Raw genomic sequence first — 19,491 nt, forward strand, 5'->3', positions numbered from 1 at the left:
CCCGTGTAGGAGCGGCTTCAGCCGCGATAGAGCCCTCATCGCGGCTGAAGCCGCTCCTACAGGGACAAGAACTGAATTGTCCGAGCTGATTTGAAGACGAACAAATTCGCGCCTTATACGCAATATGAAAATGTACTAGCGCCTAACGCATGCCACAATCTATCGGCGATAAATCCGGAGGAGGCTTTATGAACGACAGGCAACCGAAACAGGGCCGTATTTCCCGAACGCCGCGAGTCGTGGCGATCACCGGCGCGGGTGCCGGCGTCGGCCGCGCCACGGCGCGGCGGTTCGCCGAGGAAGGGGCCTGCATCGGCTTGATCGGGCGCGATGCGGTCCGCCTCGAACAGGCAGCCGAAGAAGTGCGGCGCCTGGGCGGGACGGCGGCGGTATGTCCGGCCGATGTTGCCGACGCGGCGCAGGTCGAAGCGGCGGCGGCTAACATGGAAGCGGCATTCGGGCGTATCGACGTCTGGATCAACAATGCAATGGCCACGATCTATTCCCCGTTCCACGAGATTTCCCCGGAGGATTACAAGCGAGCCACCGAAGTGACCTATCTGGGCGCCGTCTACGGCACGATGGCGGCGCTCCGGCGCATGCGGCCCCGTAATGAGGGTCTGATCCTTCAAGTCGGTTCGGCATTGGCTTACCGGGCGATTCCGCTGCAGGCGCCTTATTGCGGCGCCAAATTCGCGATCCGCGGCTTTACCGATGCCCTGCGCTGCGAATTGCAGCACGACCGCAGCCATGTCAGGGTAATGATGGTGCATATGCCGGCGCTCAATACCCCACAATTCGACTGGGGCAAAAATCACCTGCCAAAACGGCCGCAGCCGGTGCCGCCCATTTTTCAACCGGAAATGGCGGCCAGGGCCATATGCTGGGCCAGCCGCCACTACCGGCGCGAAGTCTATGTCGGCCTGCCGACCATCAAAGCCATCTGGGCGAATAAGTTCGTCCCCGGCCTGGCCGACCGCTATCTGGCGCGTACCGGCTATACCGCCCAGCAAAGCCGGCAGCCGGCCGAAGCCACGGATCCCGATAACCTATGGCAGCCCGTGGCAGGCGATTTTGCGGCCCGCGGCCGCTTCGCCGAACGGGCCGAAGACGGCACCCTGCAACTGTGGGCAAGCCTTTACCGCGGCCCGGTCGCCGCAGGTCTACTGGCGGCCGGCTGGTGGGCCTGCCGGCGGTGGCGGGACAGCCGCGATAAATCCGTCTGAGAGGGCTTTGAATAAATCGAATATCTCACTCTCCTTTTGGGCATAAGTGCCTACACATCGTTAAACGGACTTGGCGCAAGAGGCAGGCAGGAGCAATCGCCCGGAGCGTAGGATGGGTAGAGCGAAGCGAAAACCATCCTACAACTTCCATGCTTGGCAAGGCGAGAAGTTGTGTAAAGAGTGATTCATCCGTACCGGATCGAGGCTCGCCCGTACCGACGCTAAAATCCATCCGCAACCGAAGGAGGTCATCGCCATGAATATCGGCCACAAGCGCTGGATCATCGCCGACGGTTACATTCCGGCGGGCAGTACCGGCAGCGGGAGGGAATTGGTCAGCCACGATGCGATCTGTATCCTGAACTGCGGCCTGCGCGACGCGCGGATCGAAATCACGCTTTACTTTTCGGACCGCGAGCCCGCCGGACCGTACCGCTTTACGGTCGAGGCGGAGCGCACCCGGCATCTGCGTTTCAACGACTTCGCCGATCCCGAGCCCGTGCCGCACAATACCGATTACGCTAGCGTCATCGAAGCGGACGTACCGGTCATCGTCCAACATACGCGCCTCGATTCCCGGCAGCCGGCACTGGCGCTAATGACGACGATCGCCTACCCGGCGTGACGCGATGAAATCACCCGCCGGCCGAGTATAGTCCTGTGTCGGAGAACGGGAGCCTGCCGGTATAAGGTCGGTCAGAACTCCATGGACCAGGTAAAAATTACGCTGTGACCGCCGAACTGAGGACCTCCCCCGGAGTTTCGCAGGATGCCGAAATTGTAGCTATAGTCCAACGTCACTTCGGAATTGCCGGGCGCGCCGGAAATCAAACCGGCCCCCACGGAAGGCAACGCATCCATCTGATTCCCCACCTGTCCGTTGTCCTTGAAGCGCAGACGGTCGACCCAAGCCAAGGAGCCCCGTAAATAGGGATAAACGAAGAACAACGCTTCGTAACGATAACGCAGCTCTATCAGGCCATAACTGCGCGAATAGAATTCACCGATGCGGTACCCGGCAAATCCGGGATGGATAAGGCGTCCCACTCCCAAGCGGTTGGACGCGACGACAAGCGGAAGGCGGAAAAACGGTCCAAATTCTTGCCGATTCCGGCATAGGCACTGGCAATCAAACGGTGCCGATCACTCTTTACGCCTGGTATACCGTCTGCCGCCACCATGTAGGCGCTGGCAGCAAAATAGTCCTGCTGAGTGCCGGCATGAGACGAACCGAGTTGCGGTTCACCCCAGTTTTCCCAGTTATTTCGATGACCGTATACGAGGTCCACACCCGTAGACCATCCTTGGTGGGCAAGCTCTAAAAGATTGCGTTCCAAGGCATCGGCGCGCAGGCGGAAATGTACTCTACCCTCATAGGTATCTTGCGGTGTAATGAAATTCTGCGCGGTATCGCTGCCGCGCTCGAACCAAAGATAGCCCGGTTCGTATGTCAATGCCAACTCCAAAGCATTGTCCTGATGGCCGGGGCCAATCAGCGTACGATAGCCCAATCCCAGCCCGGCACGCGCGTAGTACCATTTCAATTCGACAGCATCAATGCTTTCTCCCTCGATATATTCGGGCCGTTCGACGGGAATCGTGAGGTTCTCGAAGGTGAAAACAAATTCCGGCCCGTGCATGAACTCCGGGGCGAAATTATAGCGTAGGTCGTTGTAGAGTCCTGAAATGACACCGCGGAAACGTTGTTTGTTATCCTCCGGATGGCGCCAGACGTAGAGCGCTCCGAGGGGCTGGAAGACATCCTCACCCTTGCTATGCTCGTTGGGAAACAGCAGTGCTCCGCCGAAAGGAATGATAACTGGGGTGTTCGGCCCATCCGGAATGTAAGTCAGCCCCAGCGTCAAAGCAGTCACCCGGCGGCGATCGCGCTTAGGCGCAGTCACCGGCATGCCGAATAACGCCGTACGATACTCTTCGCCGGCCCGTGGCGTGCGATAGTCATCCGCTTGCGCGCTTTCCGTCTGCATAGTGGCCAAAAATAGGCTGATCAACCAGGCTTTGCTATTCATATGCTTCCTTTCCATAGAGTTTATGAATTTTGGACTATTGAGCTATCCCGAATTTACCGGAGGCTGTTAGTTGTGAGTCATGCTGCAAGAGGAGACTCGAGAAGTTATTGATAATTCCTTGTTTCAGCTTCAGTCTGAAGACCGCATTCACAAGGTAGGCCCATAGGATGGGCTGACGAAGGAAGCCCATCGTTCGCGATAGATACCCTCAAAGACACTCGATGGGCTTCGTGCCTCAGCCCATCCTATCGTGCTCTGTCTGTTAATTTCAGACTTTATCTAAACCAAAGTTTGAAATTGTCATCAAGCCTGAACGCCTTTACATTATCCAACCCCTCCAATCCAATAGTTTGTTGTCTTCTTCGTTATGAAGACTTATCCCAAAGCAGTTAGCGGTTACATCGATTTTTTCATGCCACATCGTATCGAGTAGCTACATGCCTTATCCATTCTTTACCCTAAATAAACCGTTATTGTTTATTCAAATCTCCTGCCGATAGCTGTACGCTTCTAATTCAAGCGCTGTACCTGGCTTTCTTTTTGAATTGTTTCGGCATCGCTTCTTACGGGAGCTTGAAACTTTGATCCATCGTTCAAGGAGGATTTATGGGTTTACTCCCTCCATTTAACAAGTTGATCTCCAGGTCAATCTTCTGTGTATGGCCGCTTATGGATGGCTGTCTCCTTTTTAATCCAATAGCTGACAACGGAGAAAGGCAATGCAATCGAAGCCCGTTACCGACTTTATGTTTGCGGAACTTGCTGCGGTCGCGGCGCTGATATTTTCCGTCATCGGTTATAACGAAGTCGCAGGCACCTTCTCGCATCACATGATCGCCCATATCGTTTTGATGACGGTCATGTCACCGCTTTTGGCATGCACAATCGGAAAGTGCTGCATGCCGGTTTTCCGGAGGGCCGGCCTGAAATCGCTGCCCGCGGCTGCCGCGCTGCAGGCCGTTTTATTTTTCGCGTGGCATTCGCCGCCCGGATTGGCGGCAGGGCAAACCGGCGTTCCCGTATCCGCCATGCTGCTTTTTTCCTCTTTGTGGTTCTGGCTTGCCATATTCGATCAGGCGGGCGCACGTTTATGGGAAAAAGTCGCCGTCCTGCTGTTGACCGGCAAGCTGTTTTGCCTTTATGCCGTCCTGCTGACCTTTGCGCCGCGCGTGCTTTACGGCGAAGCCGCGTTCGGCTCGGCCGCGGGGATCGATCTTGCCGACCAGCAGCTGGCGGGGCTGCTGATGATCACGGCGTGTCCCCTGACGTACCTGCTCGCCGCGACCGTGCTGATTTACCGCTGGTTTTGGGAGCTGTGCGAATCGCAAAAGGAAACCGCGCCGCCTGTCATGGCTTCGGAAAACAGGTCATGACGGAGTGGATAGCCGCGCATTGGCGTTCCCTTCTGCTTTGGGCGCTCGGACTCTTCGCCGGCGGCGTCGCACTTGCCCTGCTGATCGCTTATTCCGGCATTTACAACGTAGCGGCGAGCGCGGGCCACCACCCCTGGCTCGAGGCGTTTCTGAAAATGGCCAAGGACCGGTCGGTGATTTTCAACAGCCGATCCGTCAAGGCCCCGGAACTGGAGTTTGCCGAACAGGTGCCGCTGGGAGCGGCGCATTTTCAAGGCACCTGCGCGGCCTGCCACGGCGCGCCGGGACAGGCGGTCAATCCGGTTTACGCGCACATGCTGCCCCATCCTCCCGATCTGCAGATCCATGCCGCGCATTGGACGCGCGCGCAACTGTTCTGGATTGCGCGCCACGGCATTCAGTTCACCGGCATGCCGGCGTGGAGCGGCACGGGCCGGGATGACGAAGTCTGGGCGGTCGTGGCATTTCTGGAAATGTTGCCGTCGATGACCGAGGCGGATTACCGCCACCATGCCGGCGGCCATAGCGAAGCCCGAAATTATTCCGCCAAGGAACTTGTCAGCGCGGGACGGCCCCGACTCGACCTGACAGCGTGCAGCCGCTGCCACGACACGACCGAAGCGGCGCCGACCAGTCCTTATATTCCGCGCCTTGGCGGCCAGGATCAGTCTTACCTGAAAAGGGCGCTGCAGGAGTACCGTGACGATTCGCGGCAGAGCGGCTTTATGGAACCGGTTGCCGACGACCTCGACGACGAACAGATCGACCGATTGTCGGCCTATTACGCCGCCTTGAGTCCTGCCTCTTCTCCCGTTTCGCGCTCCGCCTCAGTAGAAGAGCGCGAGCGGGGACGCCAACTGGCGGAACAGGGCGACCGGGCGCGCAAAATTCCTGCCTGCCTTTCCTGCCATACCGAGAAAGGCCGGGAGGATTACCCGCGTCTGGCCGGTCAGTCCGAACCGTATCTTAGGCAGCAATTGCAGGTGTTCCGGCGCGGCGTCCGCGATAAAACCCCGCATGGCGCCATGATGTCCGTGGTCGCCAAGCGCATGACCGAACAGCAGGTCTTGGCCGCGGCCTCGTTCTTTGCGAGCCGGCCGTGGCAGGCGGCCGCCTTTCCGGCCGGGGCGGAAAAAGAAAAGGATTCCCGGCCATGAAAACCGTAAGCCGCCGCTGGCCGAAACTGATTTTAGCGATCGCGCTGATAACGGCGGTGGCGGGCTGCAGCGGCGAACAATCGGCATTGGCCGGTTTCGGGCCGGTAGCGTCGCGCATCACTCTGCTGACCTGGATCATGTTCGCCGCCGCCGTGCTGATCACGGTTTTCATGGGCCTGTTGACCGGCCTGGCGATAGCAGGCCCCGCAGGCTGGCGGCGCAGGCTGGCCGGCGAAAAAAGCGTGATGTGGGGCGGCGTCGTTTTCCCGGTCGCGACCTTGAGCGTACTGCTGTTTTACGGTTTTTCGATATTAAATGCAGGAGAACGATTGGCCCGTGCCGAAAACCCGGTACATATCGCCGTGGTGGGGGAACAGTGGTGGTGGCGGGTCATCTACCTGCACGGCGACGGCCGGACGACCGAGAGCGCCAACGAGGTACGCATTCCGACCGGCCGTCCCGTCGAAATCGAGCTGACGACGGCGGACGTGATTCACAGCTTCTGGCTGCCGACTTATGCGGGCAAGGTCGATATGATTCCGGGGCGCACCAACCGTCTGCATTTCGCCGTCGACAAACCCGGCATCGTACGCGGCCAATGCGCGGAATACTGCGGCGGCGCCCATGCGCTGATGGCTTTTTATGCGGTCGCGATGGCGCCTGCCGACTATGACGCCTGGCTCGCCAAAGAAAAGGCGGACGCGCAGCCGGCGGCCCGGAAAGCCGGCGAAAGACTGTTTCTGGTCAGCGGCTGCGGGGGCTGCCATACCGTGCGCGGCACCTCGGCCGACGGCAAGGTGGGGCCGGACCTGACGCATGTGGGCGGCAGGGTTTCGCTCGGCGCGGGCATTTTGCCGAATACGCCGGACAGCTTTGCACAATGGATCGGCCGCCACCAAAAGCTAAAACCGGACAACCTGATGCTGCCTTTCGATTTTTTCTCCGAAAGCGAACTTCACGATTTATCGGCTTATTTGAAAGGGCTGGAGTAGCATGATGCCGAATTTTGCCGAATACGGCCTGACCATCAATCTTGCGGTTTTCGCGGCGGCCGCCGGCGCGGTCGGAATTGCCGGCACCAAGATCGCGGCCTATGCGGACGAGCTGGCCGAGCGGCTTCAGCTTAGCCGGGCGCTGCTCGGGCTGTTTCTGCTGGCCGGCGTGACTTCTTTGTCGGATATTGCCACCAGCCTGAGCGCGGCCTTCAATAACAATGCCACGCTTGCCGTCAATAACATGCTCGGCGGTATCGCGTTCCAGGTCGCGTTGTTGGCCATCGCCGACATTTTTACCGGCAAGCGGGCGCTAACCTCGGTCATCCCCAATCCCGTGGTCATGCTGCAGGGTGCGCTGGTGATTTGCCTGCTGACCTTTGTGACAATGGCCGTCATCGTCGGCGACGCACCGCTGTTCGGCGCCGGCATCTGGTCGTGGGGATTGTTGGGAGCTTCGCTGTTCAGTTTCGTCAAAATCAGCGAAGCCGAAGGGCGCTATCCCTGGATCGTGAACAATCCCGAGGATGAAGCGCTGGGCAAGGAAGACCGCAGCGGCCAGGACGAAAGCGAATTTCCCTTGCGGCGCGATCCGCTGGCCCGGCTTATCGCCAAAACCGCCGCCAGCGCACTGGTCATCCTGTGCGCCGGCTATGTGCTGGCCACCGTAGGCGACGTCATCGCCCGGCAGAGCGGGCTGGGCTCGTCATTCGTCGGGATGACCCTGATGTCCTTCGCGACCGCCCTGCCGGAAGCGAGCACGGTATTCGCCAGCATGTACCGGGGCCTTTATACGATGGCCATTTCCGACATTTTGGGCTCCAATATCATCAACGTGATGCTGCTGTTCGGCATCGATGCGATAACTCCGGGAGATCCGGTTTTGTCCCGGGTCGGCAATTTTTCCGCGATAGGAGCCTTGCTCGGCTTGGCCGTTACCGGCTTGTTCCTGATGGGGCTCGCCGAACGGGCCAACCGGACTTTTTTCCGCATGGGGCGGGATTCGGCCGCGGTGCTGGCCGTGTACGGCGGCGGCATGGTTTTGCTTTATTCGATGAGGGGGTCCGGTGGCGGATAGCATTCAAGAAAGGGGCATATTGCCCAACAGCCTGCCGCGGCCGGCCGGCGAGAAGGAACAACTGCTGCGCATCTGGTCAACCCCGCCCGGCTGGCGGTGGATTACGGCGGTCAACAACACGGTCGTAGGGCTGCTGTATCTCGGCGCCGCCTTCGCGTTTTTCGTGCTCGCCGGCCTCCTGGCGCTGGTGATGCGTACGCAACTGGCCGTGCCCGAAAACGATCTGGTCGGCCAGGATCTCTATAACCAAATCTTCACCGTGCACGGCACCACGATGATGTTCCTGTTCGCGGTGCCGGCCATGGAGGCCTTGGGCGTGCTGCTGCTGCCGCAGATGCTGGCCGCGCGCGACCTGCCGTTTCCGCGCCTCAGCGCGTTCGCGGTCTGGGCTTATATCATCGGCGGCGGGGTGTTTTTCTCGACCGTTTTTTACGGCCTGGCGCCCAAGGGCGGTTGGTTCATGTATCCGCCGTTGACGCTGACCGAATATTCGCCCGGCGACAACGCCGATTTCTGGCTCCTGGGCATCGGCTTCATCGAAATCTCCGCGATCGCCGGCGCGATCGAGATCATCGTCGGCATTTTACGGACCCGGCCGCCCGGCATGTCGCTCGACAAATTGCCCGTGTTCGGCTGGTCCATGCTGGTGTTCGCCGGCATGATCGTGCTGGCGTTCCCGGCCGTGATCCTCGCGACGATGTTCCTGGAAATCGAACGTTCCTTCGGATGGCCTTTTTTTACCGCTTCTTTGGGCGGTGACCCCCTCTTGTGGCAGCACTTGTTCTGGTTTTTCGGCCATCCGGAGGTATACATCATTTTTCTGCCCGCGGCCGGACTGGTGTCGATGATCGTGCCGACCATGGCACAGACGCCCTTAGTCGGTTACCGGCTGATCGTCGTGGCCCTGATCGCAACCGGTTTTTTCAGTTTCGGGCTGTGGGTGCACCACATGTTCGCCACCGGCATTCCTGCGCTGAGCACGGCTTTCTTTTCGGCGGCGAGCATGGCGGTCGCGGTGCCTTCCGGCATCCAGGTGTTTGCCTGGATCGCGACCATCGCCTCGGCCAAGGAACGGTTCCGGCTGACCACGCCTTCGCTGTTCGTGCTGGGCATGCTGTTCATTTTCACGGTCGGCGGACTGACCGGGGTGATGGTGGCCATGGTGCCGTTCGACTGGCAGGCGCACGATACCTATTTCATCGTCGCGCATCTGCATTACGTCCTGATCGGCGGGATGGTGTTCCCGCTGTTCGCGACGTTTTATTACTGGGCGCCGATGATCAGCACGCGCAGGCTGTCCGAGCGGCTGGGAAAATGGTCCTTCTGGCTGATCTTTATCGGCTTTAACGTTTCGTTCATGCCGATGCATGTTTCCGGGCTGCTGGGCATGCCCCGCCGGGTATGGACCTATTCCGAAGCGTCGGGTTGGGGTCCTTATAATCTGGTCTCCACACTGGGAGCTTACCTGATCGGCATCGGGGTAGTGGTTTTTATCATCGACCTGGTGCGTAATTTTCGGGTGGGGCCCTGCGGCGAACCCAATCCGTGGCAGGCCGGCACCCTCGAATGGCTGCCGACCGATCTTTATTCGACGCGCTCGATTCCGCACGTGACCAGCCGCGAACCGCTGTGGACGCAGCCCGATCTGCCCGAAGAGGTCGACGCCGGCCGGCATTATTTGCCGAATGCGCCGACCGGCGCCCGCGAGACGATCGTCACCTCGGTCATCGACGCCAAACCGCAATATGTGATCCAGATGCCCGGCAACGGCTGGGGGCATTTGCTTGCGGCGGTCTTTACCGCCGCTTGTTTTCTGCTGCTGACGATTAAAGTGGTCGTTCCGGCGCTGATATGCGGTGTGCTGGCAATCGCCTGCTGTCTGGTCTGGGTGTGGGAGCTCGATAAAGGGCCCGGCAAAGGGCCGGTGCCGATCGGCGCCGGCATTACGCTTCCCGTTTACGTGACCGGTCCGACCGGTCACGGCTGGTGGGCCATGGTGATTCTGATGCTGGTCGCCGGCTCGCTTTATCTGGCTTATTTGTTCTCCTATTTTTATCTGTGGACCGTTTCGCCCAAGGTTTGGCCAGCAAGCGCGCAAAGCCTGCCCGATTTAGAGTGGCCGGCGTTGAGCGCTTCTTTGTTCATTGCCGGCGCGGCGTTGTTCGCGCTCGCCCAAAAGACGCTGGCGGCGCCGGGCCGCAAGCCTTTCTGGACGCCGCTGCTGATCGGCTCGGGCGCGCTCTCGACGGCCTGTGCGGTGGGCGTGGCGATCGGCTGTCACTGGCAGGCCGGGCTCCGCCCCACCGCATCGAGCTACGGCGCGCTGGTCTATATGGATGGCGTATTGACCGGCCAGCTCGTGTTTGCGGTGCTGATCATGTCACTGTTCGTGATTGCGCGCCACTTCACCGGCAAACTCGACCGGGTGCGTTCGGCCACGCTGGAAAATACCAACCTGTTGGTTTATTACGCGGTGGCGCAGGGTCTGGTCGGCCTGCTGCTGATTCACGGCTTTCCGAGATGGCTTTTATGACGGCATCGAAATCGCCTTTTTCCGAAAAATCGGTCGGTACCGTGGCGATCGCTTTGGTCGGCCCTTCGTTCGTTTGGGGACTGCATTTCGCCGCGGTGTACGCGATCCAATCGCTCTTCTGCGATATCCTCGGCGGCAGCCGCGCCGCTGATCAAGCGCAGATGGCCGTCATCGCCGCGACCGTTGCGGCGCTGCTGATATTGCTGTTGCTGATCGCAAAACCCGCTGCGGTGCTGCGCATGAACCGGCCGGAAACATCATTGTCTTTTCTTGCCGGCGTGATGCGGCTGCTTGCTTTGCTGTCTTTTTTCGGCGTGCTTTGGGCCGGCAGTGCCGCCTTGCTGGTGCCGGCCTGCACGCAACTGTCGTGACCGCACGGGATAGCGTTTTTCGCCGAATCAGCGGCCGCGCGGCCGGATCGCGGCACGCTTATCGCGACGAGGCGAATGGCGGTGCAATCGGCCGTTAGTTAAAATCGTCCGTTATTGATAAAATTCAGGATTCGTTCCCTATAAAAATTATCGGGAAAGGCCGACTCAATCATTCCTTTCGACCTATGTTGCCGACGCCATCATGAACAGAGCCGTTTTTTGCGGAGGCGAAACTTTTACCTGACCCAATATTCAAACATTTACCCATTCCGGAATCCCCGTTTCAGTTTTTTAGAGTAGATCGACAATGTCAACAGCATGGGCAGGCGGAACAGACGCCATACTTGAACGCATGGAGCAGATGACCAATATTTTTATCGAGGAACAACGCAAATCGATGTATGCGGGCGAATCGGCCACGCATTGCGAAGAATGCGGCGAACCGATACCGGAAAGCCGGCGCAAGGCGATTCCCTGCAAATATTGCCTGGCTTGCCAAAGCGAGCTGGAAAAGCATTCGCGATAGTTTCCGGCCCGGTATGTATTTCGATCAACGATCCGCATCCTCCCCTTTACCCGGCCCGAAGGGCTTGCCGCTTCTCGGCAATCTGCTGCAGATCGATCTGTCGAAGCTGCATCTGATCCTGGAAGAATGGGCAGAACTTTACGGCCCCCTCTATCGATTCAAGCTGATCAACAAACCGCTCGTCGTAGTCAGCGACAGCGAGCTGATCCAGCGGATTTTACGCGACCGTCCGCACACTTACCGCCGGGCAAGCCTGCTCGAACGCATCATGAAAGAGCTCGGCACGCACGGCGTGTTCGCGGCGGAAGGCGAACAATGGCAACGGCAGCGCGCATTGACGATGCAGGCGTTCCGCCAGGAGAATCTGCGGCGCTTCTTCCCCACTCTCCGCCGCATTACCGAACGGCTGCACAACCGCTGGCAAATCTCCGCCGGCCAACCGGTTCCCCTGCCCCAGGAATGGATGCTGTTCACGGTCGATGTGACCACCCAATTCGCGTTCGGCTTTGACATCAATCTGCTCGAAAATCAAAACCCCGACTTTCAGCGGCATCTGGAGCGCCAGTTGCCCGGTTTCAACCGTTGGGCGAATTCCCCGTTCCCCTACTGGCATTTCGTCAAGCTGCCCGGCGACCGCGAAATGCTGGATTCGCTCGCGATCATTAAAGACACGATCAACGGCTTTATTCGCCAAACCCGCGATCGCCTCGAAAAGCAGCCGGCAACGGATCGGCAACCGGCGAATTTTCTCGAAACCCTGCTGCTGGCGCGGGACGAAAATGGCGCCGGCTTAGCCGACGGCGAGATTCAGGGCAACATCCTGACGATGCTGCTGGCCGGCGAAGATACGACCGCCCATACCTTGTCCTGGCTGCTCTATCTGATCGCCGAACATCCTGAAGTCCAGCAACGGATGCAACAGGAAGCCGATTCGATGTTAGCCGACGAGCCTTTACCGTCCGACTTTGCGACCCTCGAGAAACTGCCTTATATCGAAGCGGTCATCCAGGAGACGCTGCGCTTGAAAAGCGTCGCGCCGATGCTGTACCTGGAACCGATCAAGGATGTCGAGCTGAACGGGACGCGGATTCCGAAGGGAACGATGCTGGTCCTGTTGAGCCGATACGGTACATTGCAGGAACAAAACTTCGGCAAAGCCTCGACCTTCAAACCCGAGCGCTGGCTGGCTCCCGCGGCTGTCTGCCCCCACAACCGGAATGCCTTCGTGCCTTTCGGATCCGGCCCCCGCTTTTGCCCGGGCCGCAGCCTGGCCATGTTCGAAATCAAAATGGCGGTGGCGATGCTGTGCCGGAACTTCACCGTGAGCCGCAATCAAAGCGGGCCGCCGGTTCGGGAGCTTTTTTCTTTTACGATGATGCCGGAGAATTTGAGCGTCGAATTTACTCCAAGATAAAGTTGCGCCGCGGAAAACCCAAACTTCGTCACTTTCAACGGCAAGTCTTCGATTATTAGCAATTGATTTGAATACAAGGAGGCAACAATGAAAACGCTGAATCTTTCCTTTATCCCCATGGCCTTCATAATGGCCTGCTCTTATTCCGCAAGCGCCTTTTCGGCGGGTGAACCGGGCGCCAAAGTTCAAATGGCGCTCACCTCTTCCGCCTTTCCTCATCAGGGCGCAATTCCGAAACAGTTTACCTGCGACGGCTCGGACGTCTCGCCCGAACTGGCCTGGTCCGATATTCCGGCGGACGCCAAAAGCCTCGCCTTGATCGTCGACGACCCGGATGCGCCAACACCCATCACGCCGGTGATGACCTGGGTCCATTGGGTGCTGTACAACATTCCCACCTCAGCTACTAAGCTATTTCCGAACATCGGCCCGGAAAACCTGCCCCAAGGCACCCTGCAGGGCAGGAACGACTGGAAGAAAACCGGCTACAAAGGCCCCTGCCCGACTTTCGGGACGCACCGCTATTTTTTCAAACTGTATGCGCTGGACACGCTTCTGCCCGACCTGGATGAACCGGACAAAGCCGCGCTAATGAAGGCAATGGACGGGCATATTCTCGACCATGCGGAATTGGTCGGGACTTATAAGCGCTGAATAAAAGTTTATAAAATAAAGGCCGAATCTTGTATACCGCACCAAAGCTAATGATGAATTAAAGTTCATAAGGAACACGGTGCGGTATCAGCTCGGCTAATCGATACATTACAGTTATAATGGCAGAAAAAACAAAAATTTAATTATATCTAAATCGATTATTTTTACTTATCCATAGACGAACTATTAATGGGCCAACCTAAGCCTCGATCTTCAAGCCGTTTTCTTACCCGTGTCGTATTGCGCAATTATAAAAGCATCGCCTCTTGCGATGTCCGTTTGGGCGAACTTACTTACCTGATTGGTCTTAACAGCTCCGGAAAAAGCAATTTTATCGATGCTTTACACTTTGTTCGGGACGCACTAGTCGGCTCGCTCGATAATGCATTGAATGAACGCGGTGGATTATCCGAGGTGAGAAGAAGGTCTAGCGGACATCCTACCCATTTCGGTGTCCGCCTGGAATTCCGCCTCCGAACCGGGGAACAGGGCCATTATGCATTTAACATTAGAGCATTAAAAGATAGAGGCTATGAGGTACAGACCGAGGAATGCTGTCTTTATGGAATCGGAAAAGGACCGTTCTTCAGGCTCGAAGGGGGTAAGCTCAAAGATACCAGCGAGGATACATTTCCGGCAGTAACTTCCGACCGTCTTGCATTAGTCAGTGCATCAGGCTTGCCGGTATTTAGGCCAGTCTTTGACGCACTGACAGCAATGGGCTTTTACAACCTCAATCCAAAATTGATACGCGAACTACAAAAACCTCAAGACGGCCGCCTTCTTAAATCAGCCGGAGAAAACATAGCCAGCGTTTTAGGCCACCTCGAACGCAATGCTCCTGAAGCTATAGAAGTAATAGAAGAATATCTACATACAGTGGTGCCTATGGTTCACGGGGTGAAACGAACTGCAATCGGACCGATGGAAACTGTCGCTTTCAGGCAGGACATGGCCGGTTCGAAGTATCCCTGGGAATTTCTGGGGATGAATATGTCGGATGGAACATTACGGGCATTCGGCGTATTAACGGCCTTATTTCAAGGCAACCGGGATTATACCCCTTCGCTGATTGGCATTGAAGAGCCGGAAACAGCCTTGCATCCTGCTGCGTCATCTGCACTGAGGGAGGCGTTGCAGCGCGCTTCAGAGCATACTCAGGTCATTATCACTAGCCATAGCCCGGATTTATTGGATGATGCATCCATAACTTCAGAAGCATTACTCGCCGTAGTAGCGAATGGAGGTGAAACCAAAATCGCTCCCATTGATGAAGCATCTCGCAATGCCATACGCAACCATTTATTTTCCGCAGGGGAACTTTTGCGTCTTGATCAACTGGCCCCAGATCCAAAATTACTCGCTGAAACGGGGTCGTATCAAGTCGATTTGTTTGGGGATCAGCAGTGATAATCGCATCAATTGTTGAGGGCGATGGCGAAGTCGCTGCCCTCCCCTTGCTTTTGCGGCGCATGGGGCAATGGCTGACTCCTGAAAATCACGTTGAAATCCCGAAGCCTATTCGAGTTCGTCGTGATCGTTTTCTGAATAAGGATGAAGAGTTTCGACGCATGGTTTTACTCGCCGCCGACAAATGCGGGATAAACGGATGGCTTCTTATTTTGCTGGATGCTGATGATGATTGCCCTGCAGAATTAGGCAGACAAATTCAACTACGTGCCCGGAACATAGCACCAGATAGAAAAATATCGGTTGTCCTTGCCAATCGCGAATATGAGGCTTGGTTTATCGCCTCCGCCAAATCGTTGAACGGACAACGAGGATTTTCAATGACAACTGGAGATATCGCCGATGCCGAACGCATCCGCGACGCGAAAAATTGGCTCAGTAGCCGAATAAGAGATGGGAAATATCGTGAAACCACCGACCAACCTGCCTTTTCATCACTAATGGATATGCAGCAAGCAAAAGATAATAGTCGTTCTTTTCTAAAACTGTGCATGGAATGGCAGAAACATATCATCCTTTAAAGACAAATTACCAGACAATTCCTCCAAGTAATACTTCTCAAAAACCTGCCCTTGGCCTAAATGATAAGCAAAGATTCTATTCCTAAGCTATCAATTACCGATCAAAACGAGCAATCGCAAGGCAGGTCCGGCAAGTCGCAGCTCGAGTGTTCGCAGGCGTCCGCTTTTTTGAAGCGGCAGGCCTCTGAACAATCGCAGTCGCAATCCGGACACTCGTCGCAATCGTTTCGGCCGCGCCGGCGTTGTCCGCTTCCGATCAGGGTTTCGTTGGCCTCCTTGCATGCCTGAAAACGGGCGCGGATGTCCCGATAGCCGCCGAAAGGGCCTTTGTCGCGCACGATAGTCTTGACCGCTTCGGAACAGGAATCGCCGCCGTGCAGCACCGCATAAGCGCAACGGAAGCCCTTGTGGGGCGAGATGAATTTCTGGTAGAAAACGATCAGCAGGATGGCAAGGTATTTCACAGGCGTATGCTTTGGGAAGGAGAATCGTAACAGCTGCCGCAGCGGCTGCGGTCACGATCCTTAAGCATAGCAAATTCTCGTCATCGGGCTGAGTATGAACCAACCCGCCTCAGCGTCCAAAAACCCATGCCGAAAAGCGTGTAGGAATTACGACCATCACGGAGGGGGGCGGGAGATCACGTCAGGAACAAGTGATCGAGAGCACCGCAGGAGTAGTTGCCGAGAGCGAAGCGAAAACCATCATCAGGCTGCGGCGTGTTTTGATCGATGAGCTTCGGCTGACGCCTCTCGGCAACTGCTCCTGCGTTGCCCTACCTCTGTCCATAGACCACCCTTTAGTGGTGGCATCCGTGCAGTCGTACCCATCCTACGGTGACAGCTTGTAGGATGTGCTGAACGAAGTGAAGCGCATCTAAGTACCTTTCAATGTATCATTCGCGACTGATACCCTGAAGGGCACTCGATGCGCCTCCTGACGTCGGCACATCCTACGGTTATAGAAGGTTAGTCCGTCAGCCTTTCACAAACCGCAGCAGTCCCTCTTCCAGCTCGACCTTGACCGTATCCCCCGGCGCGAACCGGCCGGCCAGGATTTCCTGCGCGAGCGGGTTTTCGAGCTGGTGCTGGATCGCCCGCTTCAAAGGCCGCGCACCGTAGACCGGATCGAAGCCGGCTTCGCCCAGCCGGTCGAGGGCCGCTTCGCTGATCTCGAAGCCGATTTCGCGATCCGCCAGGCGTTTCTGCAGATTGGCGATTTGAATCTTGGCAATCGCGCGGATCTGTTCGCGTTCGAGCGGATGGAACACCACCACTTCGTCGATCCGGTTGATGAACTCGGGCCTGAAATGCCCGCCCACGATGTCCATCACTTCGTTCTTCATTTCCTGGTAATTCGCCTCACCCGCCAGCTCCTGGATCCGGCTCGAACCGAGGTTCGAAGTCATCACCACCACCGTATTGCGAAAATCGACCGTACGACCCTGCCCGTCGGTCAGGCGTCCGTCGTCCAGCACCTGCAGCAGTACGTTGAACACGTCCGGATGCGCCTTTTCGACCTCGTCCATCAGGATCACCGAATACGGTTTCCGGCGCACAGCCTCGGTCAGATAGCCGCCTTCCTCGTAGCCGACATAGCCCGGCGGCGCGCCGATCAGACGCGCGACCGAATGTTTCTCCATGAACTCGGACATATCGATCCGCACCAGCGCATCGGCCGTATCGAACAGGAACTCGGCCAGCGCCTTGCACAGCTCGGTTTTGCCGACGCCGGTCGGCCCCAGGAACAGGAAAGAGCCGTTCGGCCGGTTCGGATCGGACAGTCCCGCCCGCGAGCGGCGGATCGCATTGCTGACCGCTTTCAGCGCTTCTTCCTGGCCAACCACGCGCTTGCTGATCTCCTCCTCCATCCTGAGCAGCTTGTCGCGCTCGCCTTCCATCATTTTCGAGACCGGAATCCCTGTCCATTTGGAGACGACTTCGGCGATTTCCTCGTCGGTCACCTTGTTGCGGAGCAGAGTCATCTTCTTCGTTTCGCCGGCGCCCGCCTGCGCCAGCTGCTTTTCGAGATCGGGAATCACTCCGTATTGCAGCTCCGCCATCCGGTTCAGATCGCCCGCGCGCCGCGCCGATTCGAGCTCGACCTTGGCATGGTCGAGTTTTTCCTTGATCGACGCCGAACCTTGCAGGGAGGCCTTCTCGGCCTTCCAGATTTCCTCCAGATCCGAATAGTCCTTTTCGACTTCGGCGATTTCTTCTTCCAGAATTTCGAGCCGCTTTTTCGAGGCCGGGTCCGATTCTTTCTTCAACGCGACCTGTTCGATCTTCAGCTGAATCAGGCGGCGGTCCAGCCTGTCCATTTCTTCGGGCTTCGAGTCCTGTTCCATCCGGATCCGGCTGGCGGCCTCGTCGATCAGGTCGATCGCCTTGTCCGGCAGTTGACGGTCGGAAATGTAACGGTACGACAGCCCCGCCGCGGCGACGATCGCGGGGTCGGTAATCTCGACACCATGATGCACCTCGTACTTTTCCTTCAGGCCGCGCAGAATCGCGATCGTATCCTCGACCGAAGGCTCGTCGACCAGCACCTTCTGGAACCGGCGTTCGAGCGCCGCATCCTTCTCGACATACTTGCGGTATTCATCGAGGGTCGTCGCGCCCACGCAGTGCAGCTCGCCGCGCGCCAAGGCCGGTTTCAGCATGTTGCCCGCGTCCATCGCGCCTTCGGCCTTGCCTGCGCCGACCATCGTGTGCAGCTCGTCGATGAACAGGATTACTTGCCCTTCCTGCTTGGCCAGATCGTTCAGCACTGCTTTCAGGCGCTCTTCGAATTCGCCGCGGAATTTTGCGCCCGCGATCAGCGCCGCCATGTCCAGCGCCAGCACCCGCTTGCCTTTGATCCCTTCCGGCACTTCGCCGTTCACGATCCGTTGCGCCAACCCTTCGACGATCGCGGTCTTGCCGACGCCGGGTTCGCCGATCAGCACCGGATTGTTCTTGGTGCGGCGCTGCAGCACCTGGATCGTGCGGCGGATCTCGTCGTCGCGGCCGATCACCGGATCGAGTTTGCCGGCTTCGGCGCGTTCGGTCAAGTCGATCGTGTATTTTTTCAACGCCTGGCGCTGATCCTCGGCATTCGGATCATCGACCTGCTGGCCGCCGCGCATCGCCTCGATCGCTTTTTCGATCGCCTGCCTGCTCGCGCCGGCTTTTTTCAGCAGGTCCTGCAACGTTCCCCTTTCCTCGAACGCGGCCAATAGAAACAGTTCGCTGGCGATGAACTTGTCGCCGCGCTTCTGGGCAAGCTTGTCGGTCAGGTTCAGCAGGCGCGCCAGCTCGCTCGAAATCTGCACGTCGCCGCCCGTGCCCGACACGGTCGGGAACCGGTTCAGCGCCTGGCCGAGTTCCGTGCGCAAACCGGCGGTATTGGCGCCGATCTGCGCCAGCAACGGCTTGACGGTGCCGCCTTCCTGATCCATCAACGCGATCATCAGATGCACGGGCTCGATGAACTGGTGATCCTTGCCCAAAGCCAGGCTCTGGGCATCCGACAACGCTTCCTGAAACTTGCCGGTCAATTTATCCATTCGCATATAGGTTTACCTCTTGATGAGAGAATTTCTAAGTTGCGGGGGATATGGGGAGCGAATGGAGGATTTTCAATAACGGATGGGGAAATTCGCCAAGTGCTTTGCAAAAGTCCTCGGTAAGTCTATATTGGGACCAGTTTGGGTATGTTTTTAAATCCCCCAAATGCCGTCATCCCGGCAGGGATTGCCGGGATCCAGTATACATGGATGTGGTAGCGCTCAAGGTATAACAAATGGAAAAACATCCCTGTGTTTATATTCTTGCCAGCGGCAAGAATGGGACTCTCTATGTGGGTGTTACTTCGGACTTAATTGGACGTATATATCAACATCGCCAGAAACTGATAGGAGGATTTACTGCACGTTATGGAGTTACCCAATTAGTTTGGTATGAAGTTCATGGACAGATGGAGAGTGCAATTCTGAGGGAAAAGCAGATAAAAAAATGGCCCCGTATCGCTAAAAAACGTCTGATTGAACTTAGCAACTCTACATGGCAAGATTTATGGCCAGATTTAGTGTCGCCTTCCTTGGCCACTGGATCCCGGCAATCCCTGCCGGGATGACGGCTTAGCTTAGCCGCACTTGGCAAACAG

At 57.4% G+C, this 19,491-nt stretch carries 18 protein-coding genes; 14 read left to right on the top strand and 4 right to left on the bottom strand.

The annotated features are described in order from the left end of the window. Positions 1-188 precede the first annotated feature (188 nt). The gene (locus tag JJL52_RS05155) at positions 189-1,226 is read left to right on the top strand and encodes an SDR family oxidoreductase (RefSeq protein WP_202051340.1); all 1,038 of its coding nucleotides are present in this window, start codon (positions 189-191) and stop codon (positions 1,224-1,226) included. Between the two features lie 256 nt (positions 1,227-1,482). Next, on the top strand, positions 1,483-1,851 hold the full coding sequence (locus JJL52_RS05160; RefSeq protein WP_202051341.1) for a sensory rhodopsin transducer: 369 nt from the start codon (positions 1,483-1,485) through the stop codon (positions 1,849-1,851). Positions 1,852-1,922: 71 nt separating this feature from the next. On the opposite strand, the gene JJL52_RS05165 is transcribed toward JJL52_RS05160, so the two are convergent. Further along, the gene (locus JJL52_RS05165; RefSeq protein WP_202051342.1) at positions 1,923-2,141 is read right to left on the bottom strand and encodes a hypothetical protein; all 219 of its coding nucleotides are present in this window, start codon (positions 2,139-2,141) and stop codon (positions 1,923-1,925) included. A gap of 59 nt (positions 2,142-2,200) precedes the next feature. Continuing rightward, positions 2,201-3,256 (bottom strand): hypothetical protein, encoded by a 1,056-nt coding sequence (locus tag JJL52_RS05170; RefSeq protein WP_202051343.1) that lies wholly within the window; start codon positions 3,254-3,256, stop codon positions 2,201-2,203. Between the two features lie 719 nt (positions 3,257-3,975). On the opposite strand from JJL52_RS05170, the gene JJL52_RS05175 reads away from it, so the two are divergent. From JJL52_RS05175 to JJL52_RS05225, 11 genes are all read left to right on the top strand, one after another. After that, complete coding sequence (locus JJL52_RS05175) at positions 3,976-4,629, top strand: cytochrome c oxidase assembly protein (RefSeq protein ID WP_202051344.1); 654 nt, start codon at positions 3,976-3,978, stop codon at positions 4,627-4,629. Then, positions 4,626-5,786 carry a c-type cytochrome gene (locus JJL52_RS05180; protein WP_202051345.1) on the top strand — a complete coding sequence of 387 codons (1,161 nt, stop codon included), beginning with the start codon at positions 4,626-4,628 and terminating at the stop codon, positions 5,784-5,786. The genes JJL52_RS05175 and JJL52_RS05180 overlap by 4 nt, the downstream gene beginning before the upstream one ends. Further along, entirely contained in the window at positions 5,783-6,778 is a 996-nt protein-coding gene (locus tag JJL52_RS05185) for a cytochrome c oxidase subunit II (protein WP_202051346.1), read from the top strand. The genes JJL52_RS05180 and JJL52_RS05185 overlap by 4 nt, the downstream gene beginning before the upstream one ends. Before the next feature lies 1 nt (position 6,779). Then, positions 6,780-7,856, top strand: a complete 1,077-nt coding sequence (locus JJL52_RS05190) for a sodium:calcium antiporter (RefSeq protein ID WP_236994065.1) — start codon at positions 6,780-6,782, stop codon at positions 7,854-7,856. Further along, positions 7,846-10,389: a cytochrome c oxidase subunit I gene (ctaD, locus tag JJL52_RS05195; protein WP_202051347.1), complete on the top strand. Its 2,544-nt coding sequence runs from the start codon at positions 7,846-7,848 to the stop codon at positions 10,387-10,389. Before JJL52_RS05190 ends, ctaD begins: the two co-directional genes overlap by 11 nt. Further along, positions 10,386-10,760 carry a hypothetical protein gene (locus JJL52_RS05200; RefSeq protein WP_202051348.1) on the top strand — a complete coding sequence of 125 codons (375 nt, stop codon included), beginning with the start codon at positions 10,386-10,388 and terminating at the stop codon, positions 10,758-10,760. Before ctaD ends, JJL52_RS05200 begins: the two co-directional genes overlap by 4 nt. 307 nt (positions 10,761-11,067) lie before the next feature. Next, a complete protein-coding gene (locus tag JJL52_RS05205; protein ID WP_202051349.1) occupies positions 11,068-11,286 on the top strand; it encodes a TraR/DksA C4-type zinc finger protein in 219 nt (72 codons plus the stop codon). Between the two features lie 13 nt (positions 11,287-11,299). Then, positions 11,300-12,700, top strand: a complete 1,401-nt coding sequence (locus tag JJL52_RS05210; RefSeq protein WP_202051350.1) for a cytochrome P450 — start codon at positions 11,300-11,302, stop codon at positions 12,698-12,700. A gap of 87 nt (positions 12,701-12,787) precedes the next feature. Continuing rightward, positions 12,788-13,354, top strand: coding sequence for a YbhB/YbcL family Raf kinase inhibitor-like protein (locus tag JJL52_RS05215; RefSeq protein ID WP_202051351.1), 567 nt, complete (start codon positions 12,788-12,790; stop codon positions 13,352-13,354). Between the two features lie 240 nt (positions 13,355-13,594). After that, on the top strand, positions 13,595-14,764 hold the full coding sequence (locus JJL52_RS05220; RefSeq protein ID WP_236994066.1) for an AAA family ATPase: 1,170 nt from the start codon (positions 13,595-13,597) through the stop codon (positions 14,762-14,764). Next, entirely contained in the window at positions 14,761-15,345 is a 585-nt protein-coding gene (locus JJL52_RS05225; protein WP_202051353.1) for a DUF4276 family protein, read from the top strand. The genes JJL52_RS05220 and JJL52_RS05225 overlap by 4 nt, the downstream gene beginning before the upstream one ends. A 101-nt stretch (positions 15,346-15,446) precedes the next feature. Here JJL52_RS05225 and yidD read toward each other — a convergent pair whose 3' ends face one another. Together yidD and clpB are read right to left on the bottom strand one after the other, a co-directional pair. Continuing rightward, positions 15,447-15,809: a membrane protein insertion efficiency factor YidD gene (gene yidD, locus JJL52_RS05230; protein ID WP_202051354.1), complete on the bottom strand. Its 363-nt coding sequence runs from the start codon at positions 15,807-15,809 to the stop codon at positions 15,447-15,449. 512 nt (positions 15,810-16,321) lie between these two features. Then, entirely contained in the window at positions 16,322-18,898 is a 2,577-nt protein-coding gene (clpB, locus tag JJL52_RS05235; RefSeq protein WP_202051355.1) for an ATP-dependent chaperone ClpB, read from the bottom strand. A gap of 230 nt (positions 18,899-19,128) precedes the next feature. On the opposite strand from clpB, the gene JJL52_RS05240 reads away from it, so the two are divergent. Continuing rightward, positions 19,129-19,461: a GIY-YIG nuclease family protein gene (locus JJL52_RS05240; RefSeq protein WP_202051356.1), complete on the top strand. Its 333-nt coding sequence runs from the start codon at positions 19,129-19,131 to the stop codon at positions 19,459-19,461. Positions 19,462-19,491: the final 30 nt, after the last annotated feature.

The sequence above is a fragment of the Candidatus Methylomicrobium oryzae genome (assembly GCF_016745425.1).
Taxonomy (GTDB): Bacteria; Pseudomonadota; Gammaproteobacteria; order Methylococcales; family Methylomonadaceae; genus Methylomicrobium; species Methylomicrobium oryzae.